At 64.5% G+C, this 25,730-nt stretch carries 23 protein-coding genes; 4 read left to right on the top strand and 19 right to left on the bottom strand.

The genetic code is table 11. The features are described 5' to 3' along the window. The first annotated feature begins 17 nt into the window (after positions 1-17). Positions 18-1,304, top strand: coding sequence for an O-acetylhomoserine aminocarboxypropyltransferase/cysteine synthase family protein (locus tag IGS55_RS13080; RefSeq protein WP_230517466.1), 1,287 nt, complete (start codon positions 18-20; stop codon positions 1,302-1,304). Here IGS55_RS13080 and IGS55_RS13075 read toward each other — a convergent pair. Continuing rightward, complete coding sequence (locus tag IGS55_RS13075) at positions 1,301-2,110, bottom strand: SDR family NAD(P)-dependent oxidoreductase (protein WP_230517465.1); 810 nt, start codon at positions 2,108-2,110, stop codon at positions 1,301-1,303. The two genes, IGS55_RS13080 and IGS55_RS13075, sit on opposite strands and share 4 nt — an antisense overlap. 164 nt (positions 2,111-2,274) lie before the next feature. Here IGS55_RS13075 and IGS55_RS13070 point away from each other — a divergent pair, with 164 nt between their 5' ends. Then, positions 2,275-2,832, top strand: coding sequence for a TetR/AcrR family transcriptional regulator (locus IGS55_RS13070; protein WP_230517464.1), 558 nt, complete (start codon positions 2,275-2,277; stop codon positions 2,830-2,832). A 72-nt stretch (positions 2,833-2,904) separates the two neighbouring features. Here IGS55_RS13070 and IGS55_RS13065 read toward each other — a convergent pair whose 3' ends face one another. From IGS55_RS13065 to IGS55_RS12995, 15 genes are all read right to left on the bottom strand, one after another. Continuing rightward, entirely contained in the window at positions 2,905-3,945 is a 1,041-nt protein-coding gene (locus IGS55_RS13065; RefSeq protein ID WP_230517463.1) for an AAA family ATPase, read from the bottom strand. Further along, positions 3,942-5,321 (bottom strand): capsule biosynthesis protein CapK, encoded by a 1,380-nt coding sequence (locus tag IGS55_RS13060; protein ID WP_230517462.1) that lies wholly within the window; start codon positions 5,319-5,321, stop codon positions 3,942-3,944. Before IGS55_RS13060 ends, IGS55_RS13065 begins: the two co-directional genes overlap by 4 nt. Next, the gene (locus IGS55_RS13055) at positions 5,318-5,911 is read right to left on the bottom strand and encodes a hypothetical protein (RefSeq protein WP_230517461.1); all 594 of its coding nucleotides are present in this window, start codon (positions 5,909-5,911) and stop codon (positions 5,318-5,320) included. Before IGS55_RS13055 ends, IGS55_RS13060 begins: the two co-directional genes overlap by 4 nt. A gap of 82 nt (positions 5,912-5,993) precedes the next feature. Next, positions 5,994-7,754 (bottom strand): vWA domain-containing protein, encoded by a 1,761-nt coding sequence (locus tag IGS55_RS13050; protein WP_230517460.1) that lies wholly within the window; start codon positions 7,752-7,754, stop codon positions 5,994-5,996. Continuing rightward, positions 7,751-8,722 carry a hypothetical protein gene (locus IGS55_RS13045; RefSeq protein WP_230517459.1) on the bottom strand — a complete coding sequence of 324 codons (972 nt, stop codon included), beginning with the start codon at positions 8,720-8,722 and terminating at the stop codon, positions 7,751-7,753. The genes IGS55_RS13050 and IGS55_RS13045 overlap by 4 nt, the downstream gene beginning before the upstream one ends. Before the next feature lie 9 nt (positions 8,723-8,731). Beyond that, the gene (locus IGS55_RS13040; RefSeq protein WP_230517458.1) at positions 8,732-9,199 is read right to left on the bottom strand and encodes a hypothetical protein; all 468 of its coding nucleotides are present in this window, start codon (positions 9,197-9,199) and stop codon (positions 8,732-8,734) included. Further along, a complete protein-coding gene (locus tag IGS55_RS13035; protein ID WP_230517457.1) occupies positions 9,196-10,776 on the bottom strand; it encodes an AAA family ATPase in 1,581 nt (526 codons plus the stop codon). The genes IGS55_RS13040 and IGS55_RS13035 overlap by 4 nt, the downstream gene beginning before the upstream one ends. Before the next feature lie 58 nt (positions 10,777-10,834). Then, entirely contained in the window at positions 10,835-12,001 is a 1,167-nt protein-coding gene (locus IGS55_RS13030) for an ABC transporter permease (protein WP_230517456.1), read from the bottom strand. Further along, positions 11,998-13,179, bottom strand: coding sequence for an ABC transporter permease (locus IGS55_RS13025; RefSeq protein WP_230517455.1), 1,182 nt, complete (start codon positions 13,177-13,179; stop codon positions 11,998-12,000). The genes IGS55_RS13030 and IGS55_RS13025 overlap by 4 nt, the downstream gene beginning before the upstream one ends. 6 nt (positions 13,180-13,185) lie before the next feature. After that, positions 13,186-14,160, bottom strand: a complete 975-nt coding sequence (locus tag IGS55_RS13020) for an HlyD family secretion protein (RefSeq protein ID WP_230517454.1) — start codon at positions 14,158-14,160, stop codon at positions 13,186-13,188. A gap of 2 nt (positions 14,161-14,162) precedes the next feature. Next, positions 14,163-15,572 (bottom strand): TolC family protein, encoded by a 1,410-nt coding sequence (locus IGS55_RS13015; RefSeq protein WP_230517453.1) that lies wholly within the window; start codon positions 15,570-15,572, stop codon positions 14,163-14,165. 177 nt (positions 15,573-15,749) lie between these two features. After that, on the bottom strand, positions 15,750-17,360 hold the full coding sequence (locus IGS55_RS13010; RefSeq protein ID WP_070304267.1) for a bifunctional aspartate transaminase/aspartate 4-decarboxylase: 1,611 nt from the start codon (positions 17,358-17,360) through the stop codon (positions 15,750-15,752). Positions 17,361-17,405: 45 nt separating this feature from the next. Beyond that, complete coding sequence (aspT, locus tag IGS55_RS13005; RefSeq protein WP_230517452.1) at positions 17,406-19,094, bottom strand: aspartate-alanine antiporter; 1,689 nt, start codon at positions 19,092-19,094, stop codon at positions 17,406-17,408. A 56-nt stretch (positions 19,095-19,150) separates the two neighbouring features. Further along, complete coding sequence (gene aspT, locus IGS55_RS13000; RefSeq protein ID WP_230517451.1) at positions 19,151-20,833, bottom strand: aspartate-alanine antiporter; 1,683 nt, start codon at positions 20,831-20,833, stop codon at positions 19,151-19,153. Positions 20,834-21,106: 273 nt separating this feature from the next. Further along, positions 21,107-21,976: a substrate-binding periplasmic protein gene (locus IGS55_RS12995; RefSeq protein WP_230517450.1), complete on the bottom strand. Its 870-nt coding sequence runs from the start codon at positions 21,974-21,976 to the stop codon at positions 21,107-21,109. A gap of 249 nt (positions 21,977-22,225) precedes the next feature. Here IGS55_RS12995 and IGS55_RS12990 point away from each other — a divergent pair, with 249 nt between their 5' ends. Continuing rightward, complete coding sequence (locus tag IGS55_RS12990; RefSeq protein ID WP_230537214.1) at positions 22,226-22,489, top strand: heavy-metal-associated domain-containing protein; 264 nt, start codon at positions 22,226-22,228, stop codon at positions 22,487-22,489. 18 nt (positions 22,490-22,507) lie between these two features. Here the strand turns inward: IGS55_RS12990 and ubiT are convergent, their stop codons facing one another. From ubiT to ubiU, 3 genes are all read right to left on the bottom strand, one after another. After that, complete coding sequence (ubiT, locus tag IGS55_RS12985; RefSeq protein ID WP_128139813.1) at positions 22,508-23,035, bottom strand: ubiquinone anaerobic biosynthesis accessory factor UbiT; 528 nt, start codon at positions 23,033-23,035, stop codon at positions 22,508-22,510. A gap of 19 nt (positions 23,036-23,054) precedes the next feature. Next, the gene (gene ubiV / locus IGS55_RS12980) at positions 23,055-23,957 is read right to left on the bottom strand and encodes a ubiquinone anaerobic biosynthesis protein UbiV (RefSeq protein WP_230517447.1); all 903 of its coding nucleotides are present in this window, start codon (positions 23,955-23,957) and stop codon (positions 23,055-23,057) included. Positions 23,958-24,083: 126 nt separating this feature from the next. Further along, on the bottom strand, positions 24,084-25,121 hold the full coding sequence (ubiU, locus tag IGS55_RS12975; protein WP_413774577.1) for a ubiquinone anaerobic biosynthesis protein UbiU: 1,038 nt from the start codon (positions 25,119-25,121) through the stop codon (positions 24,084-24,086). 162 nt (positions 25,122-25,283) lie between these two features. On the opposite strand from ubiU, the gene IGS55_RS12970 reads away from it, so the two are divergent. Continuing rightward, positions 25,284-25,700 carry a hypothetical protein gene (locus IGS55_RS12970; RefSeq protein WP_230517446.1) on the top strand — a complete coding sequence of 139 codons (417 nt, stop codon included), beginning with the start codon at positions 25,284-25,286 and terminating at the stop codon, positions 25,698-25,700. Positions 25,701-25,730 lie beyond the last annotated feature (30 nt).

Raw genomic sequence — 25,730 nt, 5'->3', positions numbered from 1 at the left:
TTCGAACCGGAGACCACATGAGAATCGAAACCCTGGCCGTGCACGCCGGCTATACCCCCGACCCGACCACCAAGGCCGCCGCCGTCCCCATTTACCAGACGGTGGCCTACGCCTTCGACAATGCCCAGCATGGCGCCGACCTGTTCGACCTCAAGGTCGCCGGCAATATCTACACGCGCATCATGAATCCTACGCAGGACGTGCTGGAAAAGCGGGTCGCGGCGCTGGAAGGCGGCGTGGCCGCGCTGGCCGTGGCCTCGGGCATGGCGGCCATCACCTACGCGATCCAGACGATCGCCGAAGCGGGCGACAATTTCATCTCCGCCAGCCAGCTCTACGGCGGCACCTACAACCTGTTCGCCCACACCCTGCCGCAGATCGGCATCGAAGTGCGCTTCGCCGATGCGCGCCAGCCCGAGACCTTCGCCGCCCTGATCGATGCGCGCACCAAGGCCATCTTCTGCGAATCGATCGGCAACCCGCTGGGCAACGTGACGGACGTGGCGAAACTGGCCGAGATCGCGCATGCGCACGGCATCCCGCTGATCGTCGATAACACGGTGCCGAGTCCCTATCTGTTCCGCCCCATCGAGCATGGTGCCGACATCGTCGTCCATTCGCTGACCAAATACCTGGGCGGCCACGGCACCACCGTGGGCGGCGCCATCGTCGACAGCGGCAAATTCCCGTGGGCCGAGCACAAGGAGCGCTTCAAGCGCCTGAACGAACCGGACGTGTCGTATCACGGCGTCGTCTACACGGACGCGTTCGGCCCCGCCGCCTTCATCGGCCGCGCGCGCGTCGTCCCGCTGCGCAACATGGGCGCGGCCATTTCACCGCTCTCCGCCTTCCAGCTGATCCAGGGCATCGAGACCCTGGCCCTGCGCATGGACCGCATCTGCGACAATACGCTGGCCCTGGCCAGACACCTGAAGCAGCATCCGAAGGTCGCATGGGTCAATTACGCGGGCCTGGAAGACCACCCGGACCACGCGCTGGTGAAAAAATACATGCATGGCCGCGCCTCGGGCATCTTGTCCTTCGGCCTGAAACTGGCGGCAAGCGAAGACCCGCGCGCGGCCGGCGCCCGTGTGCTCGATGCCCTGCAGCTGTTTACGCGCCTGGTCAACATCGGCGACGCCAAGTCGCTGGCCACGCATCCGGCGTCCACCACGCACCGCCAGCTCAATCCCGAGGAACTGGCCAAGGCGGGCGTGTCCGAAGACATGCTGCGCCTGTCCGTCGGCATCGAGCATATCGACGACTTGCGCGAAGACCTGGAACAGGCGCTCAACGCCGCTTAAGCGCTGGCTTTGACCCCATAGCGCGATGCCGGCTTGCCGCGCATCGCGCCCGCGAACAGGGCCAGGCGGGCCGCATCGAACTGCTCCCACAAGGCCTGCTCTTCCACCGAAGGCAAGGTCACCAGCTCGCCCTGGTCCAGGCCCGCCAGCGCCGCATCGACGCAGTCTTCCGCGCGCATGATGGTGGCCTGGTCCAGCTGCGACAGCGGCACGCCGCTCAATTCCCAGATTTCCGTCGCCGTCGACGCGGGCAGCACCAGCTGCACCGTGATGCCCGTGCCGGCCAGTTCCTGCTGCAAGCCCCGCGTGAAATTCATCACATAGCCCTTGGTGGCGCTGTAGATCGTGCTGACGGGCAGGATATGGAAGGACAGCACGGAGCCGATGTTGATGATGGTACCGCTGTCGCGCTGCTTGAACTGCGGCAGCACGGCGTACGTCAGTTGCGCCAGCGCCGCCACGTTGACCTGGTCCATCGCCGCGATGCCCTCGCGCGGCGAGTCCACCACTGCGCCCAGGGTCGAGACACCCGCGTTATTGACCAGCATGGTGATGGCAGGGTTGCTGGCCAGTTCTTCGGCCACGCGCTGCAGGTCGGCCGGTGCGGCCAGATCGGCCGCCATGGCGCGCACTGCCACGCCATATTTTTCCGCCAGAGAGGCGGCCAGGGTGCCCAGGCGCTCGACCCGGCGCGCCACGAGGATCAAATCGAAGCCGCGCGCGGCCAGGCGGTCAGCATACACGGCGCCCAGGCCCGACGATGCACCGGTGATGAGAGCCGTGCCTTGGGTAGTAACTGCATTCATGATCATTCCTTCTTCAGTATGGGGTAGGTTGAGGCCATCAAACATGACAGCCATCATGCTTCAACACATTAAATATGACGGTCATCATGTTTAATGTGTTGAAGCATGACGAACATCATGTATGATGTCAACCATTATTTTTACACCGCGATCAGGAGCCTGCCATGCGTTATCCCGCCGAAGAAACCGCCGAAAAGCACCAGCGCATCCTGACGCAGGCGGCGCGGCTATTCCGTGAAAAAGGTTACGACGGCGTCAGCGTGGGGCAGATCATGCAGGCGACGGGACTCACGCACGGCCCCTTCTACAACCACTTCGCCTCGAAGGAAGCGCTGATGGCGGAAAGCACCCTGCACGGCTCGGAACATTCGCGCGTGGCGCTCGATGCGGCGACCATCAGCCCGGAAACGATGCGCCAGTACGTGCGCGATTACGTCAGCACGGCCCACCGCGATGCGCCGGGCGATGGCTGTCTGCTGGCAGCCTTGGCGGGCGATGCGCGCAAGCAGCCGGCCGTGCGCCCGGCCTTCAGCTTCCACCTGAAAGCCATCATCGGCAAGCTGGCAGCGCATTTTCCGTGGAAAAAGAAAAACCATGGGCGGCAAGATGCCATCGTCATGCTGTCGGCCATGGTGGGCGCCGTGGCGCTGGCGCGCGCCGTCGACGATGAAGCGTTTTCGGATGACATCCTGAAAGCAGTGAACACAGCTTTTACCGCGTAGGTCGGATTAGCGGCGCAGCCGCGTGATCCGACAACATTGTTGACGCATGTGGTGATGTCGGATTACGCTCCGCTAATCCGACCTACGCGCGAGCAACTGTGCGGCTTGTCCGACCCTGCCTGCGACCGTGCCTGACACATTGACATAGGCGATCCCTCTGCGCGCCAGTTCGGCCTGGTACCACGCATGCTGGCGCGCGCGGAAATCCTCGTCGCGGCGCGTGCCGTCCTGGATGAACGGGAAGTCGGGGGCGCACAACAGCACCAGGTCGTAGCGGTGTTCGGCCAGCTGCGCCAGTTCCTGCTCGGCCTTGCCGAACATCTCGACGCAGTAGAAATACGTGGTCATGGGCGAGGTATCGCAAAACAGCCAGCGCCGCGCGGCCAACAGCGCCTGCGCTTCGCGGCGCAGCTGCTCGCGGCCGATCTTGAGCAAATCATCATACGCCAACATGCCATCCTGGCTTTCCCACAGTTCGCGGCCATACTCGGCCACCCAGGCCGTCTCGAAATGCGCCGCCAGCGCTTGCGCCAAGGTGGTCTTGCCGCTCGATTCGCCACCGAGCACGCACACGCGCGTGACAAAATCGGCGCGCACGATGGGCGACAGGAAGGCGCTGTGCGCATGCGGGTCTTGCCGCGCCACGGTGCCGGACACGGGCACCAACGTTCTCGCCTGATCCACGCTCACGTGCGCCACAGGCCCGCTCGCATAGTGCCGCTCCAGCACCCGCGCGAAGCCGGGGCCATAGTCTTCGCTGGTAAACACGGCGTCGACGGGCCGCTCCAGCACCGTCCAGCACAGCCAGCCCATGAAGTGGCGATGCGCGTCGCCATCGTCGTCGTTGTGCGGCAAAGTCCGCGCAGGCACGCCGCGCGCGGCGCACAGGGCGGCCAGGCGCGCATCGTCCAGCACGACGATGTGCGCCTGGGGGAACTGCGCGCGCAGCCAACCGTCCCTGCGCGCCGGCTCGCAGCCGGGAAATTCGGGCTTGGTGTAGCTGACCACCAGCAGTTCTTCGCTGGCGTCTTGCGCACGATGGATCAACAGTTCGTGGCCCTGGTGCAGCGGGCAGAATTTGCCGACCACGAGGCCGCGCTTGTAAAGGTTCATGCTGCCGCTTCCTGCAAATCCGAGGTGTATTGAATGATCTTGTCTTCCGCCAGCAAAGTCTCGACCGTGATGGCGCCGAAAAAGGGCGCGAGCAAGGCGCGCGCCCGGTCAGCCTGCGGCATGGCGTTCGGCGCCAGGCGCAGCGCGATGGCGCCGTCGCCATGCTGGTGTACGCCAAACAGGGCGATGGCCAGCGGTTTCAAGGCGTGCGTGATGTCGATATTGTTGATCCACTCGCCGTTGACCGTGCGATAGCGCAAAGGGCTGCGTCCCGCCAGCCCCACCAGCACGGGGCCATGCGGGCCATGCGCCAGCGAAGCGTAGTCGCCCGTGCGGTAGCGCACGAGGGGCAGGCAGAAATTGAAGCCGCCCGTCACCGTGATTTCGCCGCGCGCGCCCTCGGGCACGGGCTGGCCCGCGCCATCGAGGATTTCCACGTACAGCCGGTGCTGCAGCAGCACATGGCCGCCCGCCTGTTCGTCGTAGACGGCGACGGGTCCCACTTCATTGAGCGAATAGATGTCGAGCACGGGGCAGCCGAAACGCGCTTCCAGGCGCGCGCGCATGCCGGGCAACAGCATCATCGAGACGGACAGCAGCGCGGCCGGCTTGTGCGCCATGGGCAAGGTCAGCAGTTCGGCAAACGAGATGGGGTCGCCCGCGATCAGTTCGGGCGCCATGGCGTCGAGGTAGCGCGCGCGGTCGTCCGGGTCGCGCCAGTCGTCCACGTGCAGGTTGATCTTGGCCAGGCCCGATTCGTTCATCGTCGGCGTGACGGAGACATAGGTGAAGCAGCGGCGCTGGTGCCCCAGCAGCATCACGCCCACCTGCCCCGCGCCATGGCGCAAGGTCACGCCGAAGCGGCGCAGCGCGCGCTTGTGGAAGGCCAGGTAGCGCCCCGCCACCAGCGGGTGCGAAGCGATCAGCAGCGGGTGGCCCGTGGTGCCCGTCGTCTGGAAATTGATCATGCGCGCCAGGTCCGCATCGTCGGGCACGAAGGCGGCGATGTCGTGCGCCAGTTCGGCGCGGCTGATGGGCGCCACGTCCGCAAGGCGCGCGGGCGGCGAGCCGCAGGCGCGGTAATGCGGCACCGTGGCGTAGGCAGTCCTGAGAAAACCGGACAGCCAGGGCGGCGGCGCATCGGCGCCCCAAGCGACTACCGCATCCATGACTTCCTGCTCATAGGCGCGCAGCGCTTCGACTTCCCCGGCCAGCAGCTTGTTGCCGCTGCGGTTGCGGTACCGGGGCGCGCTAGGATGGCTGCGCAAATGCGCCAGCATGCGCGCGCCCGCTGGCGTCAGGGTGGGACAGTAGTCGCGGTCCGATTCCCAGGCGCCGCCAGGCAGGTTGACGTCTGGTTTGCCAGCGAGCGTCATTCGCGCGACCACTTGTCGGCCGACTCCTCGGCCGCCTTCTTCGCCAGCGCCTCGCGGATTTCGCGCGCGCGTTGTTCCGCCAGCCGGCTCGCTTCGAGCAGGCGGCGGCGTTCCGTGCCGCTGATGGCCGACAACCTGTCCGTCGCCTGCGCCACGCTTTCGTCGCGCGGCCGAAAACCGAGGCGCGCCAGCACGATGCGCGCCAGTTCCTCGCGCCGCTCGGGGTCTTGCGTGAACTGGTGGGCCGGCGTGGCGGCGGCCAGTTCGCGCGCCGCCTCGCCCAGCACCTGCAGCAAATCCGGCTGCGGCAACTGCTGGCCGGTGAACCAGTCGTCGGCCAGCAGCCAGCAGACGATCATGGCCAGCGCCAGCCGGTTGCGGTCCGCCTTCACTTGCGCGCCGATAAACCCGTGCAAGGACGCGGCCGGCGCGCGCGCGCCATGCAGCAGCAAAATGTCGTTGACCAGCGCGGCCACGGCCACGGCCTGCGCGTTGGCGACGCCGGCAATGCGGGGCTCGGCGAGGAATTCGACGGGCGTATCGGCCAGGCGGTGGGTTAATATTTCGAGGTGGGGACCAGAGATATTCATGGGCCTTTTCTTATACAGTGATGTGCAAATTTAGCCCGAAAAGCAAAGGCTGGGGTCAGACCCGGCGGGTCTGACCCCGGATTTAAACATAGTGGCGCCGGCTGAACGCTCGCGCAAAGTGCAGCAAGTCCTCGTAGCGCTCGACGGCGTGGATGTCCCAGCCCTGCTCGCGGCGCGCGCGCTTTAAATCGTCATAGGTTTTCTGCAGCCACTTGTTGGCCGCCGCGCCCTCCCAGTCGCGCTCCAGGTTCAGGGCCATGGTGCCGCCCGCGCCGCCCTGGGCCAGCGCTTTCGCCGAGATATCCCAGCCGCTGTTGCCCAGCTCATCCTTGTCGAACATGGTGGTGATGCCGTCGTCGGAAATCATCAAAATGTGCGCGGGCCGTTCGCGCTTTGCCGCATAGGTCTGGCGCAGGCGGTGGATGGGAAAGCAGGTGCCGCCGCCGAAAAATTCCGTCAGCACGCCCAGGATCATGTCTTCATCGCGCACGAAACCCGGCGTTTGCATCACCTCGTTCTTGCCGCTCCACAGGGTCACCTGCACTTTCGCGCCGGCGCGCAAGGCCGATAGCGCGATGACTGCGCCAGCCAGTGTCAAAAACGAGGTGTGCGCCTGCGGGTTCGGCATGGAGCCGGAACTGTCCACGTACATATCGAGATCGACGGGCACGGCGTCGATGGCGCGCGCCGGTTCGCGGCCATACACGCGGCGCACGGTCGTCACGCCTGGCACGGGGCGCGGCGATTGCATCACGGATTGCAGCCAGTCGATGTCTTCGAGCGGGTCGCCGATTTCCCATGGTTCCAGCCCTTCCATCTGCGGTTCCTGCGATTCGGGCGCGGGACGGCTGGGGAACGCCACCAGGTGCGGCAAGGCCCGCTCGCGGTAATAGCGGATGGCGATTTCATGGTCGCTCAGGTCCACGCCCGACGCCTTTAGAATATCACCCAGCTCGAACGGTTCGCGCAGCTGGCCGCCGCCCTGCCTGGTCGGCGCCTCGGCAGGCGGCTCATCCCCGTCGAGACCCGAGATGCGCTTGTCGTGCACGGGATGAATGGCGCCGTCCTCTTCGTCATCCTCGATCTGCTGCGCGCCATACGTCTGGCAGCCACGGGCCGCATCGCGCGTGTCGAGCAGATAGCGGCTCGGGCTCAATGCATCCGTATCCTCGACCAGGTAAGGCAGCAGCAAGGTGGCGAAGCGGCCCGCCGCCAGCATCCAGTCGTTCGCATACACGCGTATCAGGCGCGCACCGAGCCAGGCGTCCGTGTCCAGCCGTTCGTCAGCCTCACCGCCGCCAAGCTCACCCTTTTCCAGCTGCCACAGGTTTTCATAGATGCGCATGTACAGGGTCCATACGCCGCCGCTTTTGGTGTCAGCTTGCGCCGTACGCCCCTGCTCCAGCTTGCGGTAGATATCGGCCATGCGCAGGTTCGCCTGGCGTTGCAAACGGTCGTTGATGAACAGGTCCGTGTACAGATTGGCCACCATGGGCGCGTGCTGCTCCAGGGTCGGCAAGGCGCGGCGCATGCGCGCCAGCAGGCGGAACTGGTCGCTGGCGCTGCCCGGCGCGAGGATGTGGTGGCCGATTTCATGGGCGAGCACTTCCAGCGCATAGCCGTCCAGGCCCAGCTCCGTCACCAGCGGCAAATCCACCACGACGCTCTGATCGAGTAGCCGGATCATGGCGAAACTGCCGGACAAGCCCTGCTTGCTGGCTTCGACGCGGCTGGCGCACAGGTTCGGGTCGCGCAAGCGCGTAAATTTGCTCCACACGGCCAGGGCCTCGGGCCAGGCGGCGCGCCAGGCGTCGATCAGCGCGGTATCGGCGGTCGTCTTCATGCGAGCGGCAGCAGGCGGATCGCATGCGTCCACGGTGAAGTAATGGCCAGCGTGTGCGCATTCGCGGCAAGCGCGATGTCACCGGCCGGCAGGTCGAGCGCGATACTGCGCGCGCCGACGTGCACGGTGGCCCCATCGAGGCGCACGGACGATGGCATGCCGGTAGTGGCCTGCTCATACTCCTGCGCCGTGGCGCTGTGCAGCACGGCGCCATAGGCGTCGGCCACCAGCAGGTAATGGCGCTCGGCGCTGCGCACGACAAAACCATCGGCCGTCGCACGCACTTGCGGCGGCGTGCCGAAGTCGCCACCGAGGCCGCTGAAGCTGCCGAACTCCCTGCCCTCGACATTGCCGCGCCAGGGATAGTCCAGCAACTGCGCCCTCACCTGCGGCCATTGCGCACCCGGCTCGTCAAACGCGGCCAGCGCCAGCGCCGGTGGCAAGGTGTCGGCGGCGGCCAGCGCGCCCTGGCGGAAATGCGCGACGCCGGCGCGCCAGGCCAGCACCTGGCCCACGGCGCGCAGCTGCGCGACGCTGCCCGTTTGCGGCGCCACGGCAGCCATCCCGGCCTGCCACTGCGCGGGCCGCGCACCGGCCACAGAGGCTATGTGGATGGCCGCGTTGCTGAGCATGCCCAGCACGTCGACGGGTGCCGTCGCCAGCAGCGGAGCAAACAGCGGCGCCAGTTCTTGCCACACGGTATTCAAGAAGGGATTTTTCGCGGCCGGACCGGCCAGGCCATGGCCCACGAGTTCCAGTGCCATGTCGTAGGCGGCCAGGGTGACGCCGCCCACGCGCTCGGGCGCAGCGGAAGACACGGCCAGCACCAGCGGGTCGACGCTGTCGTGCAAGAAGGCGCCAAAGGCGGCCATGTCGAGCGAGGGAAAGCGCCGGCGCGCTTCCGCCGCGCGCGCATTGAACTGGGCGCGGCCGCTGGCAAGTATCGAGGCAAAGGCAGGAGAAATCATCGGTGCCTGTCAGTCGCTGTGCGAAAAATGCAGCAGATAGCGTTCGCCATCGCGCTCGAACGCGATCTCGTCCCAGTGGATCGCGTACCACATTGGCGGCGTCATCGTCACGGCGTACCGGGAAAATCCACCGAGCGCGTCGTCGAGCGACTCGAGGAAAGCGGCCACCAGGTGTGCGCGGAAGCGCCCCGGTGGCGCCGCCTGCATGTGCCGCGACGAGAAAAACCAGCGCTGGCACACCTGCTCCAGCTGCGCGCGCCCGCACGGCGCCGCGTGGATATGCCACAGGGCGGCCGGCAAATCGCGCGCGGGCTCGATGACGTTCAGGGCATAATCTTCGACGCGCAAGCCCAGCGCCGTGGAGAGATCGGGCGCATCGGGCAGGCGCTGCAACTCGTAGCTGGCGCACAGGTCGCTCGCTTCGCCATTGAGCAGGGCCAGCGCTTCGAGGAAGCCTTGACAACGCAGGACGCTCATTGCGAACGCAGCCAGCTGCGGTAGTTGGTATAGCGCTGGTGCAGGTACTTGAGTTTCAACAGGTCGTCGTACAGGGGACCGTACAGTTTTCTCCCCTTCGTGCGTTCGCCGATCAGCTTTTCGATACGGTTCAGGCGTGCCAAGGTTTCGCGTTCGCTGACGCCGTCGAGGCCCAAGTCGAATTCAGCCGACAGCACGCCGACAGGATCGTCGCGGTCCAGGTCCAGGCGGTTGAATTCATCGTTCGACAGATCGAACAAACGGCGCAGCCAGCCCAGCCTGTCGCTGCGGTAGGCGGCGTTTTCCGGCAGCGCGAAAAATGGCGCGTCCGGGTCCGGCTGCAGCTTGTTATGCAGGACGAATGGCAGCACCTGGCGCAAGTCTTCCAGCTCCACCTCGCCATTGCCGCGGAAGTAAGCCATGGCCTTGGCGTAGATCATGAGCGCCATCAAGGTGCGCACGGAGATGCCGTTCAAGGTCTGGCAACCGAGGTCTTTCAGACGGTCACGCCCATTGTCGGCCGCCTGCGCCTGCCCCCGGTCGGCGCCGGCCAGGCGGGCCGTGTCCTTGGTCATGTATTCGAACTGGCCGCCGGCCGTCTCGAACAGCTCGAACTGGCTGGCGAAGAATTCCAGGCGCCGGCGCACGGCGTCTGGTATGCCCACCTGGCGGATCGCCTCGCCGATCTGATCGACCTCCCCTTCCGTGAAGATGATATCGGGCGGTACCAGCTCTTCGGGACGCACGTTTTCTTCCACGCGCAGCAGCAGCTCGTTCAGGAAGCGCGGATTGAAGGCCAGCGCCTGCACCGTCACGTCCACCCGGTCGCGCAGCGCCTCGATCACCTGGTAGGTGCCGCCGCCCTGGTCGTCGTTGGCCGTCAGATACCAGGCAGCCTCCGGGCATTCGTAAATATGGTTCAGCACTTCCGCATAATTGTCGCCCATCACGGTGAGCAGCGCGCTTTGCGTGCGCGTGGGGATGCGGTTGTATTCATCGACGATTTTTACGCGCATGCCCAGCCAGGCGCGCCAGGCGATGCGGATATCGTCCATGCTTTGCGCGTTGACCAAATCGGCGGGCAGCGGATTGCCGAGCAAGTCGGCCACCGTCATCTGCGGGTGGCCATGCTGCATGGCGCGTTTGACTTCCTTGACGGTGGAGCCGGCCAGCACGCCCATCAGCAAGGCGCTGGCCGTCTTGCCCCGCCCCGGCCCGCCGACGAACAGGCATTTGCGGCGCGTGGCGAACGTCAGCAGCGGCAGCAGGATAAAACTCGAATAGCTTTGCGCCGACGGCAGATTCAGTGTACGGCGGCTGTCGCCCACGGAATACGTCTGCGACGGGCCGTCGTTGTACTCGATGTCGTAATGGGGGCTGATGATGGCGTGGTTGACGATCCAGAAGTAGGCCTGGCGCAGCTTTTCATCGAAAGGCCGCGCCTGCGCCTCGGCTTCCGCTCCCAGCGCGATGGGCCCCTGGTACAGGTCCGCCACGTCGAACTGCCGCGCGGCGGGCGCCGCCTTGGGCTTGGTGGGGGCTTGTGAAAGACGCTGGAACAAATTGAATGCAGACATGGCTCGTTTACTTTAGATGGGGTCAGACCCGGCGGGTCTGACCCCGGGTATGAAATTATTACATATCAAGTGCCTTCGCCTTGTTCAAATCAACAACGGTTTCCTCCAGCCTGCGCCAGCGCCACCAGCCCAGCGCCACGCAGGCCAGCAGCAAGGCCAGCAAGCCCGCCACTTCATGGCGGATTTCGTACAGCGAGGCGCCCATCTGGTTCAGCGCGACAAAGCCCTGGATGCCGGCCGTCGATGGCAGCAGCCAGCGCAGCCATTGCAGCACGACGGGCATGGACGACACGGGCCACGTCAGGCCCGCGAGGAACAGCACGGGCATCGACGTGGCGATCATCAGCTGCGTGCCCCGTTCGCGCGTGCGGAACAGCATTCCCAGCAGCATGCCGAAGGCCGCTTCCGCCAGCGAAAACAGCACCAGCAGCAAGAGCATGCCGCCAAAGTTGCCGCCACGCGGGTAATCCTGGAACCAGAAGACGAAGCCGAAGAAATAGCAGCAGTTCAAAAACGCCACGCAGGCAAACGCCAGCAGCATGCCCATATATCCGCCCACCGTGCGCTTGCCGGCCACAGGGAAACTCTTGCGCTGGTACCAGGTGCCGAACAGCATGGTCATGCCGATCAGCAAGGTCTGCTGCACGATCAAGGTCGCCACGCCCGGCACGACATACGCGCCATAGCCTTCTTTGACGTTAAACAGGGGCACGGCGTCAAAGGCGATGGGCGAGCGCTGCTGGTTGGCCTGTATGGTGGATGGCGTGCCCGCCCCCAGACGTTTCAATTCGATACCGGCCGACACGGTGCCCACCACTTCGGCGAGGCCGTTCAAGGCCACCTTGTTGAGCATCAGATACAAGCCGTTGCCCGCCACTTGCGCGTGGGCCGCGCGGCCGGCCAGCACGTCCGTCTGCAAGCCGTCGGGAATGATCAGCACGCCCATGACTTCGTCGCGCCACAATAAATCTTGCGCGACGGCCAGGTCCGGCGTGACGGCAACGACTTGCAGCGATGGATGGGCCATGGCGAAGCGCGTCAGCTGGCGCGACATGGCGCTGCGGTCCTGGTCGACGACGGCCACGGGTACGCGCTGGACGATTTCCGTCGAGTACGGCAAAGGATAGAAGAAGGAATAAATGATGCCGCCGATGAACAGCAAGGTCAGCGCGCCCTTGTCCGTCAGCATGGCGCGCCAGGTGGCGAGAAAGGCCGGCCACATCATGCGCGTCCCCAGGCGGCAGGCGCATTCGCGCGGCGCGCCAGCAGGAAGACGCCCACGGCGCCGCAGCCGATGGCAAAGCCGGCCAAAATCAGCATTTCCTGCACGCCATAACGCCATGGCGCGCCGGCCAGCCAGTACTTCGTTTGCAGCTGCAGATAATGCGTGAGCGGCAAGGCTTCCGCCCAGGCGCGCGCCGGCGCCGGCATGGCCATCAAGGGAAAGGCCTGGCCCGCGAACGCGAAGGCCGGTGCGGTAATAAATGCCGCGCCCGACAGGGCCAGGCGCAGGGATAATGTCGCGGCGATCAGCAAGGTGGCCAGGCCGCAATAGGCCAGTACCAGCAGCAGCATGCTCAGTATTAACGCCGGCAAGCTGCCCGCCACGGCCCAGCCACGCGCCAGGCTGAAAAACAGCAAGTACAGCAGCGCCAGCGCGCAATAGGCGATGAGGGGAAACAGCAGCTTGGCGCCGATGGCGCGCAGCCAGCTGCCATCGGCCGAGGCCAGCCATCGCGGCACAGTGCCGTCGCGCAACTCGCGTCCGATGCTCGTGACGATGGCGACGACGATGAAAATCTGCAGCATGGCCGGCATCAGCGCCAGAGTCAGGAACGCTTCATAGCTGATGTTTTCGTTGTATAAACTGTTCAAGGTCGTGCGTATCGGTTCGAACTGGGCGGCAGCCTGCACGCCCGACATGCCTTTTTTCGCGCGCGCCGTCATCTCGATGCCGGCCGACAAGGTCGTGCTGACCGTGCGCACGTCGCGCAGCAAGGCGCCCGCGTGCGAGGAAAATTGCGCGTTGTACAGCCATTGCACGGTGGCTTGGCGGCCACCCAGCAGTTTCTGCTCGAAATCGTTCGGGATCAGCAAATAGCCGTACGCCGTGCGTTCGCGCAGCCGATGCAGCGCTTCGTCGCTGGACGCCACTTTCGCCGCCACCTGGACACCGGGCGAAGCGTCGAGCCAGCGCGTGAGCTGGCGCGACAGGGTGGAGTTATCGTTGTCGATGACGACGATGGGCAAGTCGCGCGCGATGCCGGCGGAAAACACCAGCCACAGCATGCCGCACAGCACGACCGGAATCCAGCTGAGCATGCCAAAATCCCAGAAGTCGCCGCGCAAGCGCCGCCACTCGCGTGCCAGCGCCGAAACCGGCTCTTTATCCGCTTCGTTCATCTAGTATCAGAGCGGTGGAAACACGACCGACATGCCCGGGCGCAAACCCTCGACCTTGATGGCGGGACGCAAGCGAATTTCAAACGTGCGCAAGTCCGTGCCGCCCGGACGGGCCGCGCGCCACGTGGCGAAGTCCGGCAGCACGGCGACGGAGCTGACCTTGAAACTCAGTTGCTGTTTCAGCGCCGGCACATTCGCCGTATGCGTGCTGCCCATGGCAAACGCGGCCATTTCATCTTCACGCACTTGCAGCACGGCCCAGGCGTCGTCGAGGTTCACCAAGGTGATCACGGGGAAACCTTGCGGCGCCAGTTCGCCCGGCTGTATCTGGATCTTGCTGACCTGGCCCGCCACCGGCGCGGCGATCTTCGTTTCGGCCAGGGCGATCTGTGCTTCCGTCAGCACGGCGCCCACCTGGCGCGCCTGGGCTGCGGCGGCCGTCTTGTCTTCGGGACGGGCGCCCTTTTGCGCCATGTCATATTGCGCGCGGGCAGCCTGCGCCAGCTGGTCGGCGGCGCGCCATTGGGCTTGCGCCTCGTCGCGTTTCTGCTGGGCGATCACGCCTTGCTCGAACATATTGTTGACGCGGGTGTACGTGGTTTTGGCGATGGTCGCCCCCGTTAGCGCCCGCTCCCAGTTGGCTTTCGCTGCCGCGACTTCTTCCGGCCGCGCCCCCGCTTGCGCCTTTTGCGCCACGGCATCGGCCGCCTGGGTGGCGGCAGTGGCCTGGGCGATCTTCGCATCCACTTCCGGGCTCGTCAGCTGGAACAGCAGCTCACCTTTCGGCACCGTCTGGCCCAGTTTGACGTACAGCTCGCCCACCCTGCCCGGCACTTTGGACGAGACATTGACTTCCTGCGCATCCATCTGTCCCTGCAAAGGCAGGCGCTGCGACTGGAGCGCCTGGTACAAGCCCCAGCCGACGAAGGCCAGCACGATGACGGCGGCGACTATGGCCAATGGTTTTTTGGAGGTACTCATTATTATTTGTCCACAGGTAATTGGATATCGGCCGCGGCGGCCAGGCTGCCCAGGCGCTGCGTTTCGCCCGTCGCTTCCAGCAATTGCGCCAGCCCCATCACATAGTTATAGGCCGTCTGCGCACGCTGGGTTTCGACCTTGGCCAGGTTCAGGCGCGCGTCGACCACTTCCAGCGACGTCACTTGCCCTTGCTGGAAAGCCACCGTTTGCAAGCGGATATTCTCGCGCGCCAGCTCCACCGACGAGGCCGTTGACAAATACTGGATGCGGGCGTTTTCCAGCGCGCGCCAGTTCTTCTCGATCAGGGTGGGAATGTCGCGCTCGGCCTGGCGCGCCACCACTTCCACCCGCTCCTGGTCCAGCTTGGCGGCGGCGATCATCTTGCCCGTATTGATGCGGTGCACGAGCGGCACGGACACGACCAGGCCGATGGCCCAGTTCGAGCGCACGAGCTTTTCGTTGCCGCGATTTAAGTTGTAGTTACCGATGGCAAAGACCGTGGGCGCGTATTCCTTGCCGTGCAGCTTCAACGCTTGCTCGGCCTGCACGCGCTTGCTGTCGATCTTTTTCCAGTTCGCGTTTTCGCGCATGCCCGTGCTGATAAACGATTGCAAGGTGCCGACGGGCAAGCTGTTGACGAACAGCGGCGTGCTGGGCAGCACTTGTGTGTTGACGGCAAGCAAGCGGTCAAGCGCCACCTGGGCGATTTCCTCGTCGCTGCGCGCCTGCGCCTCGTCGCTGCGGGCGCTGTCGAGGGCCACGTCGGCGCGCAGGCGTTCCGCGCGCGAAATCAGGCCGCCCTTTTCCAGCCTGGCCGCGTCGCGCTGGTGCTGCGTCACGCCGGCCGTCACTTCAGCCCGCACGGCCACCACTCTTTTCGCCAGCAGCAGCTGGAAATAGCGCTGCGCCACCAGGGTGGCCAGCTGCTCTTCCGCTTCCGTGCGCTCGGCCTGCGCGGCCAGGGTCAGGCTCGATGCGAGGCCCTTGACGGCGTCCAGGCGCCCGCCCGTGTAGATGGGCCACATGCCCAGCAAGCCGAACGACGTCAGGTCCGTTACCACTTCGCGGTTCAGGGAATTGGGAATGTGCGGCGTCGGCAAGCCGGGAATCGGCGGCAGCACGGATTCGATACCGCCCACCACGCCGGCCAGGCCGCTCGTATCGATACTCAGGTCCGTCGACAAGCGGCCGCGAAACGCCGTCAAGTCCACGGAAGGGCCGTCGATATTCGACAAGGCTTCCGCCTTCAGTGTTTTTGCCCGTACGTCGAGCGCGGCGCCCTGCACGGTGCCCGAAGCGGCGGCTGCCTGTTGCAGCGCTTCGCTGAATGTCAGAGGTTCGGCCACGGCGGGCATGGCCGCGCCCAGCGCGCCGGCCAGCAATAATGATAAATGTCCTTGCAATCTGCCCATGTAGCGTCCAGTCAATGAATGAGGGGAAAGCACGGGGTTGCCATGTTTATACTTTCACAATAGCAATTATAGCTATGGATGTCCATTCCAGCCTGCACTATTGGTTACCGGGACTGGCATATAAAAACGGGCGCCTCTTGCGGGACACCCGTTGCGGTCAAGCCTTTACTAAACTAATTATTTCTTGGCCTTTTTGCCGCCCTTCTCTTTTTCCTTTTCAAACACGGCAAAGAACTCGGACGCCATGTTGCGGATGGCGCGGCCGATGTTGGCGTAGTCGTATTCGTTCAGGTTGGCCAGCGACACGCGGCCCGATGGATGCGTGGTGCCGAAGCCGCGGCCAGGCAACAGGATGACGCCCGTTTCCTCGGCCAGACGGAACAGCGCTTCGTTGGGTTTCAGTTTTTTCAGCAGCCACTGCGAAAACTCCACGCCATGCATTTGCGCGGCCAGCGATTCCATGTCCAGCAGGTGGTAGTAGCGCACGGAATTGGCGTCGTGCACCATCGGCAAGCCCAGCTCGCGGTACAGCGCTTCCTTGCGGCGCAGCACGATACGCTTCATCGACTGCTTGTACTTTTGCTCTTCATCCATCAGCGAGAACAGGGAGAACAAGGTCATCTGCGCCTGCACGGGCGTGGACAGGCCGGCCGTGTGGTTCAGCGCCACGGTGCGGCTGTCGGCCACCAAGCGGTCGATGAATTTCAGCGCGCGCGGCTCCGTCGTGATCGAGTGATAGCGCGCATCGAGCTGCTTCTTGATAGTTTCCGGCAACTTGGCAATCTTGGCGTCGAGCACATTGTCTTCATGCGTGGCCACCACGCCCATGCGCCAGCCCGTCGCGCCGAAGTATTTCGAGAACGAATACACGAGGATGGTGTTGAACGGGCAGATGGCGAACAGCGAGACGAAATTGTCGGCAAAGGTGCCGTACACGTCATCGGTCAGAATGATCAGGTCCGGGCGCTTCTTGATGATCTTGGCGATGTATTCCAGGGTGTCGTCATCGATCTTGACGGAAGGCGGATTGCTGGGGTTGACGAGGAAGAAAGCTTTTACTTTCGGGTCCAGCAGCTTGTCCAGTTCCTTCTTCGTGAATTGCCAGTTGTTCGATTGCGGCGCATCGATGTGCACGGTGTTCAGCTTGTAATCGTTCAGCTGGGGAATTTCGATGTACGGCGTAAAGATCGGCATGCCCAGGGCGATCGTGTCGCCTTCCTGGATGATGTGGTTCGATTTCAGGCTGGCGAACAGATACGTCATGGCGGCCGTGCCGCCTTCGACGGCGTACATGTCGAAGTTGCCGACGAAGGGATGGTCGCCCACCATTTCGCGGTGGATATACTGGCCGACGATTTTCTCGGACAGGCGCAGCATGCGGTCGGGCACGGGATAGTTGCAGCCGAGGATGGCTTCGCACATCTCGTAGAGGAAGTCGCCCGCGCTCAAGCCCAGCTGGTCGCGCACATACGACACGGCCGCCTCGATGAAATGCACGCCCGGGTTGCCTTCATGCTTGCGCACGAAGATTTCAAAGCGCGCCTCGATGCCGTCGCGCGTGGGGAAACCGCCCACGTCGTCCATGTAGACATAGGAACGCTCCGCTTCCGTCATGGCGAACTGGCCGAACTGGAAGAAACCGTGGCGTGGCGTGGTGGCCAGGAAATTCGGGTTGCCGCGGCCCGCATTGAGCATCAAACGGTTGCTTTGCTTGGCCGTCTGGATCAGCGCATCCTTCAATTCGAATGGGCTCAACAGGGCGAGTTTGCTTGGGTTACTGAAATCCATGTGTGCTACTCCTTTAGACAGACAATGTGCAGGGTTCTTGCAGACTCAAACGAAGGCCACGATGAGCGGCCCCAGCAAGGTCAGGAAAACGTTGGCCAAGGCATACGTGATGGCAAACGGTACGGTGGGAATCGAGTTTTGCGCCGCGTTCAGCACTTCGCCGAACGCGGGATTGGCGCTGCGCGAGCCGGACAAGGCGCCCGCAAACACGGCCACGTTGTCATAGCGCAAGATGTAACGGCCGATCAGCATGGTCAAAATCATCGGCAGAATGGTCACCACCACGCCGACGCCGAATAGTGTCAGGCCGTGTTCACGCACGGTTTGCACGGCTTGCAGGCCGGACGTGAGGCCGACGACGGCAACGAAGCCGGCCAGGCCCAGATCCTTGAGGATTTGCACGGCGCCGCTGGGCATGTAGCCGAACGTCTGGCGCTTGGCGCGGAACCAGCCGAATACCAGGCCCGACAGCAGAACACCGCCGCCGCTGCCCAGGGTCAGCGGAATCGAGCCGATGCGCGCCACCAGCAAGCCCACGAGCAGGCCGACGACGAGGCCGGCCCCCATGTAGACGAAGTCCGTCTTGGCGCTCGGCACGATCATGTAGCCCACTTCGGCCGCCACGCGCTTGACGTCCTGCTCGGCGCCATAGATGGTTACCACGTCGCCCGTCTGCACGACGGTTTCCGCCTGCATGGGCAATATCTTGCCCATGCGGCTCAGCTGCACGACAAAGATGCCGTGACGCACGCCCGGCGCCGTCGCGCTGCGGATTTCGCCCACCGTCTTGTTGTGGTAAGCCTTGTTGGTCAGCACCATGTCGCGGCGCTGCATCACCAGTTCCATGCCTTCGACGGCAAGCAATTCCTTGCCCAGCTGGGAAGACACGCTGAGCATGGCTTCGCGCCGGCCCACCAGCAGCACGATATCGTCGGCCGCCAGCATCAGGTCCGGGCTGACGTCGATGATCTGGCCATTGCGTTTCACGCGCTCGATGGTGATGGCCGTGTTCGGATGGGCGCTTTCGATCTCCTCCACGGAACGCCCGGCACCGGGGCCCACTTCATAGATGCGGCCGATCAAGTCCGGTGCGGCCGGCGTCTGGCCCGGCCCCAGCACCTGCACGCCCGCCTGCAGCGCCGTTTCCGCCTTGATCGCATCTTCGCGGATGGTGCGTTTCATGAGTTTCGGCAAGATGTTGACGCAAACGATGATGGCGCCAAACGAGCCGAACACATAGGTGACGGCATAGCCGACGGCCACGTTGCCCTGCAAGCGCGCCACCTCGTCGGCCGCCAGGCCCAGCTTGGTGATCGCGTCGCCGGCCGTGCCGATGATGGCCGACTGCGTCAAGCCGCCCGCCGCCACGCCGGCCGCCAGGCCCTTGTCCAGGCCGAACATCTTGGCCAGGATGACCACCGTCAGCAGCGCCGTCACGGCCAGCACGACGGCCAGGATGATTTCGCGCACGGACTGGCGTCCCAGGGAATTGAAGAACTGCGGTCCGCTTTCATAGCCGACCGCGTAAATGAACAGCGCGAACAGCACCGACTTGACGCCGGGATCGATGGCGACGCCCACCTGGCTGACGAGGACCGCCACCAGCAATGAACCGGCTACCCCGCCCAGCTGGAACGAGCCGAACTTGATCTTGCCGATGTAGTAACCCGCTGCCAGGGAGAGAAACAAGGCAATTTCAGGCGACTTCTTGAATAACTCGTGCAACCATTCCATGCGGACCGCCTTTCATGTTGAAGGAATTCTTTACTGCCTGTGCTCTTGCAGGCCGCTCATGCGTGCACCGAGCCGGCCAGGGCCACGATCAGCGGCCCCAACAGGGGCAGCACCACGTTCGAGATGGCATAGGTAATCGTGTAGCCCAGCAAGGGCGTGGAATTGCCGGCCGCGTTCTGCACGGCGGACAGGGCCGGCGTGCTGCACTGCTGGCCGGCGATGGCGCCCAAGAGCACGGGCGCTTCCAGCTTGAGAAAAAAGTGGCCCACCAGCAGCGACAGCGAAGCGGGGATGACGGCGATCAGCACGCCCATCAGCGGCAGCGACAGGCCGTACTGGCGGATCAGATCGATCGCCTGCGGCCCCGACGCCAGGCCCACGCAGGCGATGAAGGTGGCCAGGCCGATATCCTTCATCATGTCGAGCGCGCTCGGGTGGATGCCCGGCATGCCCGGTTTGCGCGCCTGGTACCAGCCGAACACGAGGCCCGTCAGCAAGGCGCCGCCGCCCGTGCCCAGCGAAAACGGGATGCCGCCCAGCTTGGCACTGAAGCCGCCGATATACACGCCCAGCACGATGCCGATGCTGGCGTAGACGATATTGCTGCGGTCGCCCGTCGGCACGCGCTTGCCGATGGCGGCCAGCGCCGTGTTCAGTTCGCGCCCTTCCGTCGTGCCGTACAGGCGCAGCACGTCGTCGCGCTGCAGTGTCAGGTCGGGCAGCGGCGGCATGCTGTGCTCGCCACGGACGACGGCCGCCACGTGCACGCCCGAAGGCAAGGCCAGCTGGCGCAAGGGCTGGCCGACCAGCGCGGCTTGCTGCAGCACCACTTCGACGGCGGAGACCGCCATGTTCAAGCCCGTCGTGTCGGCAAATTCCTCGCCCAGGATGGCTTCGGCCGCCACCAGCGCGGGACGGTGGCCGATCACCAGCACTTCGTCGTTATTGCGCAGGCGCAGTGCGGGTTCCAAGGGCAATACCTTGCCATGCCGGCGCACGCGCGTGATGCTGGCGCGGCCCGCGAAAATATGCTGCAAGGCGTCGAGACGGCGTCCCGCGCCACGGCTGATGCGATAGGCGCGGCCCACCATTTCCGGCGTCGCCTGCACACCGTCGCCATCGGTCTGCGCGCCGCCCATCTTTTCCCACAATTTATCGGCTTCCTCGCGCAGGTTGACGCGCAACAACAGCGGAAAAATCTGGCTGGTGGCGATGACGATGGCGATCAGGCCGAAGATATACGTGATGGAATACGCGGTGACCACGTTGGCCTGCAGTTCGGCGATGCGGGCGGCCGGCAGCGCCAGCTTCGAGATGGCGTCCGTGGCCGTGCCGACGACGGCCGATTCCGTCGCCGCGCCCGCCATCATGCCGGCCGCCGTGCCCTGGTCCAGGCCCAGGAAACGCGTGGCCAGCAGCACCAGCGCCAGCACCACCACCACTTCGATCAGGCACAGCAAACCCAGGCGCAAGCCCTTGGCGTTGAGGTTGGCAAAGAACTGGGGACCGCCCGCGTAGCCGAGGGCAAAGATGAACAGCATGAAGAAAACGTTTTTCACGCTGGCGTCCAGCGTGATGCCCAGCTGGCCGATCAGCAGCGCGGCGATCAGGGTGCCGCACACGCCGCCCAGCTGGATGGGACCGAAGCGTATCTGCCCTACCGCGTAACCGAGCGCCAGCGCCAGGAACAGGGCCAATTCCGGGACCTGGTGCAATACCGACGTGATCGACTCGAGCATGGGAAAACCTTCGAAAAGATAACGGATGGTTACAAGGGAGCAGAGCGTTCGGCGGCTGGCGGCAGCTGGCTGTTGAACGGGCGCACGGGTCCCGCACGGCACCGGCGTATCACCGCTTGTGCTGGGAACGTATTGCAAAAGTGTTGCAACGTGGAATTATGTTCGGCGAAAATTTTATAAGTGTCAACAGGTGTTCTGTTGAACTCGCTTTGCGTTTCATCAAACATCGGGCGCACGATTGAAGCGGATGTTTGACACTGATCAGTAAAACTATTAGTAATGTTTTGGATGATACCAAAGTGCCTTGCGCACCAAAGGCGTCTCTTCCGGCAGGTCCGGATTGGCCAGCTCCAGCACGTGGCGCCGGGACAATTTCAAACCATCGGCGAAGCGGCCGAAATGGCGCTGGAACAGCTGCGCGAAACTGCCATCGGCCAGCATTTTCTCCAGCCCGATTTCAATATGGCGCGCCAGTTCCGGCCGGTGCTTGCCGACAAAAAAATACAGCGCGGCCGGGTAGCGGATGACCAGGTGAGTGTCCAGCGCCAGCGGCAATTGCGCATGGCTGGCCAGCTCGCTTTGCGCCTCGATCACGGAACGGGGAAAGTAATCGATGCGCCCCGCCGCCAGTTGCTGGAACAGGCCTTCATAGGTGCTCGAGGTATTGAGGCGCAAGCCGTTCGCCTGCAGGATGGCGGAGTCGGGCCAGTCGCTCATCTGGCCGGCCGACAGCCGCGCCAGGGCGGCGATGCTGCGCACGTCGCGCAGCAGCTGCGGCTGGCGCGCCCGGATCAGGGCCACTCGCCAGCCGATCAGGCCGCGGTCGATGGGGATGCGCACCGGAAGCAATTGCGTTTCGCGCGCGCGGCTCGTCATCGTCCAGACGACGTCGACGCTGCCCGACGCCGTGGCGATCTCCTGCATGGCGCGCGTCTGCACCATGCGCAGCGCGGAGCGGCGCAAGGCATAGGCCTGGCCCGAACGGGCCAGCGCCTGCTGCAGCAAGGCCGTCACATAACCTTGCTGCGGATCATCGATCGCCTGGTGGCGCGGATACACGAGCGGCTGCGGCGACGACTTGCCGGCGGCGGCAGCGCCCAACGGCCACAGGGCGGCAAGCTTGAGCAGGGGGCGGCGCCGCATGGCCCCTCCTTTCCAGCGCTTTCATCAGCGTTCTTATCAGAATGACAGTATCGCGCAGCAGAGTACGCTTGTCGACTGGAATACGGCAACTGTGTATAAAACAACAGCACTTTCAGGCTGGCCAGCAGCGATTGAAATTAATCCAGATCAATAAAACCGCAAATAGAAAATAAATCTGGCGTGCGGCTCTGGACGGCATGCTTGCCCCTCGCCTACGCTCTTTTTTTATCTGAAAAACAAGAGGAACCCATGCAGACAGCGCGCTTGAATATCATTGGAATGGATCACGAAGGCTGCGCCGACAGGCTGACGGGCGCGCTTGAAGCGGTCACGGGGGTGGCGACCGTCTGCGTCTCGCTGGCGCGCCACGGCGCCACGGTGCAATTCGACGAACGCCTGGCCACGCAGGAACGCCTGCTGGCCGCCGTCAACGACGCCGGCTTCATGGGCGAAGCGACGGATGAAGTACAGCTGGCCGCGTGCAGCGGCGCCTGCGGCCACTGCCGCCATTGAAGCCCGCCAGCTCCCAACTTACCCTCCCCGCGCGCCCCGGTCGCGCAGATGCGCCAGCACGCGGCGCGGCCCCAGCGCCTGCAGGTCGAACGGCGGCAGCTCGATGGCATCGAGCGTATTCTTGAACAGCAAGCCCAGCTCCGTATCGCCTTCCAGGCTCAAACGGCGGCTGAAGAACAGGGTGTCCGGATCTTCCTGGCGCCGCGCCAGCAGCATCAAGTCATGCACGCTGGCGGCGATGCACAGGTCCGGCACGTCGACATAGCGCTCGGCCACGAACACCGTTCCCTGCCATTCGAAATCGAAGGCGATGCCCGCGTCCAGCAAGCGCAGGCGCAGGCTGCGCCCTTCCAGGCTGCTTCGCACGTCGTCGGGCAATTGCGGCGCCAGCAGGCGGTTCAAGCCCTGCACGAACAGCCAGGAAGCGGGATACGGCGGCAGCTTGGACAGCAATTCGGCCAGCGGTTCGGGCAGCCGGTACGACGCGGCGGGCTTGCTCATACCGGGTTTGGCGGGGACGGGCAATCTTTCCAGTTGATCTTGCATGTGCTTCCTTTCGATGCGTTCAATGGGCGGCGTGCTGGTGCTGTTCCATGCCGGGCTGGCCGTGCCAGTAGCCATCGCAGGCGCCGGCCGGCTGGCAGGCCGCCAGCTGGGCCTGGGCGCCGATGCCGCTGATCTGGCCGCGGCGGGCGCGGTCGAAGATGGCGATGACTTGTTCCGTATGCATGGCCTGCGGGCTGATGCGCGCCACGGACACGCCCATGTCGCGCATGGCGTCGAGTTCGCGCACCAGGTTATAGACGAGGGCCGACTGCGTCTGCGTGCCATTCAACACGAGGAACGGCACTTCATCGCGCGTGCGCAGCAGCAGGCCGTCCGGCTCTTCCAGGCAGCTGTAGCCGCAATCGTCCTTCGGCAGGTTGCGGTTGCGCGCCGTGAAGCAGCGCGCGGAAAACGCCAGCGGCATGCGGCCGTAGGCGAAGACCTCCGTCTCCAGCCCTTCCGGTTTCTGGCGCTGCATCTCGGCCAGCGCCGTCTGTCCCATTTCCAGCGGCATCACCCAGCGCCGCGCCCCAAGGCGCGCCAGCAGTTGCAGGCTGGGGCCATTGAACAGGTTCAAATGGGGACCGGCGACAAAGGACGTGCCCTTTTCCATGCAGTGCACGGCGCCCATGTCGTTGGCCTCGACGCCGTAGCGGCCATTGCCCGTGATGCGGCGCAGGGTCGCCAGTTCCGCACCCGCCTCGATCAGCGCCTGCGTCGACAGCACCACCTCCTTGCCGGCAGCGGCCAGCATGTCGGCGATATCGAGCCAGTCGGCCAGGCGCACTTCATGCCGGCGCGAACAGACGGTTTCGCCCAGGTACACGATATCGACGGCCGTGCCGGCGATCTGCTGGTAAAACGCAAAGACGGTGGCGCGCGGCCAGTAGTAGAGCAAGGGGCCCAAAGAGAGTTTTAACATGTCTTTTCCATTATTTTTTAGTTGACAAAACCGTAGCGAGCGGTTCGCGGCGCGGCCGAGAAGCGCAGCTGAGCTAGAGCACAGCGAGCATCGCAGGCCACGCCCCGGGACGCGCAGTAGGTTTTGCTATTTCCAAGATCTATGGTAAGCGCCGAGGGTGTGCTGCTGGCCTTCGGCCAGCTTGTCCATGGACGCCATCCAGGCCGGCTTGACGGCATAGCGCGCGTTGCCTTCGCGGCAGGCGTCGATCGCTTCGCGCCACACGCGCGTCACCTGCGCCACGTAGGCGGGGCTGCGCTGGCGTCCTTCGATCTTCACGGCGCGCACGCCCATGGCGATCAGCTGCGGCAGCAGCGCCAGCGTATTCAGGCTGGCCGGCTCCTCGATCGCGTAATACTCTTCGTCGTTGACTTCGAAACGCCCCTTGCACAGGGTCGGATAGCTGGCGTTTTCGCCCGGTGCGTAGCGGTCGATCAGCACGCCGTTCAGGCGCGATTCGAGGCCGTTCGGCGTTTCCAGCCAGCGCACGGATTTCGCCGGCGAGCACACGCCGTGCGTGTTCGGCGCCTCGCCCGTCGCATACGACGACAGCGCGCAGCGCCCTTCGACCATCACGCACAGGCTGCCGAAGCCGAAGACCTCGATCTCGACTTCCGTCTTGGCGATCAGTTGCTCGACCTGCGCCATCGACAGCACGCGCGGCAGCACGGCGCGGGCGATGCCGAAGTGTTCATGGTAAAAATTGATCGCTTCGTAGTTGGTGGCCGAACCCTGCACGGACAGGTGCAAACGCAGCTGCGGGTGGTGCTCGCTTGCATACGCCATCAGGCCGGGATCTGCCACGATCATGGCGTCGATGCCGGCCTGCGCGGCGCGGTCGATGGCGCTGCGCCACACGGCCCAGTTATGCGGCTGCGGATAGGTGTTCAGCGCCAGCAGCACCTTGCGTCCATATTGGTGGGCGTAGCGCACGCCCTCGGCGATGGCCTTCTCGTCGAAATTGAGGCCGGCGAAATTGCGCGCATTGGTGGCGTCGCGAAAACCCAGGTAAACGGTATCGGCGCCATTGTCGATGGCCGCCTTCAGGGCAGGCAGGCTGCCGGCGGGGCAGACCAGTTCCAGCGGTCCGGCCACGCGGGTGGCGGTGGTTGATTCAAGCATCATGGTGTTCACAGTCCTGTATCGGCTCAGGGTGCAGACTATAGCCCCGCCCATACCGCCCAGTCCTTGACGCAGGTGAAGGAATGCATGCATGGCCGGCGCGCGTTCAACTTGCTTGACCTGGCTGTAAAATGCCCCACTTTTCTCCCTCACCGATTGCCCGCCATGCCCCGCAAACCGCTGCTGCTATTCCTGCTCACCCTATTCCTCACCGTGCTGCAAATACAGTGGGCTTCGCCCGCCGACGGCTACGACGCCGGGGCGCTCTCCGTGCTCTCGCCCGAGGCGCTGGGCGTCTGGGCCGGCGTGCTGCTGCTGTTCCTGCAAGCCGTCTTCGCGCGCCGCGCCATGCCCGTGCTGCGCCAGGCCGGCATCTGCACGGGCCTGCTGGCCGCGTACTGGCTGCTGGCGAACTACGTCACGTTCGACGCGCGCGTGGCCAGCTGGAGCACCTTCTCGGCACGGGAAATCTGGGCGCACGTGCTGCCCGCCTCCGTCGTCAGCATCGCCGTCTGCGGCGCCATGTACTTTGGCCTGAGCTGCTTCATCCCGCGCCTGGGCCGCGTGAAAAAAAGCCGCTGACGCGCTTTCTTCACCTGCATCAAGGATTCG

The organism is Janthinobacterium sp. EB271-G4-3-2, from assembly GCF_020858035.1.
GTDB lineage: Bacteria > Pseudomonadota > Gammaproteobacteria > Burkholderiales > Burkholderiaceae_D > Janthinobacterium > Janthinobacterium aestuarii.
The sequence above is the reverse complement of the archived record's forward strand: the minus strand, read 5'-3'. Positions and strand labels throughout refer to the sequence as shown.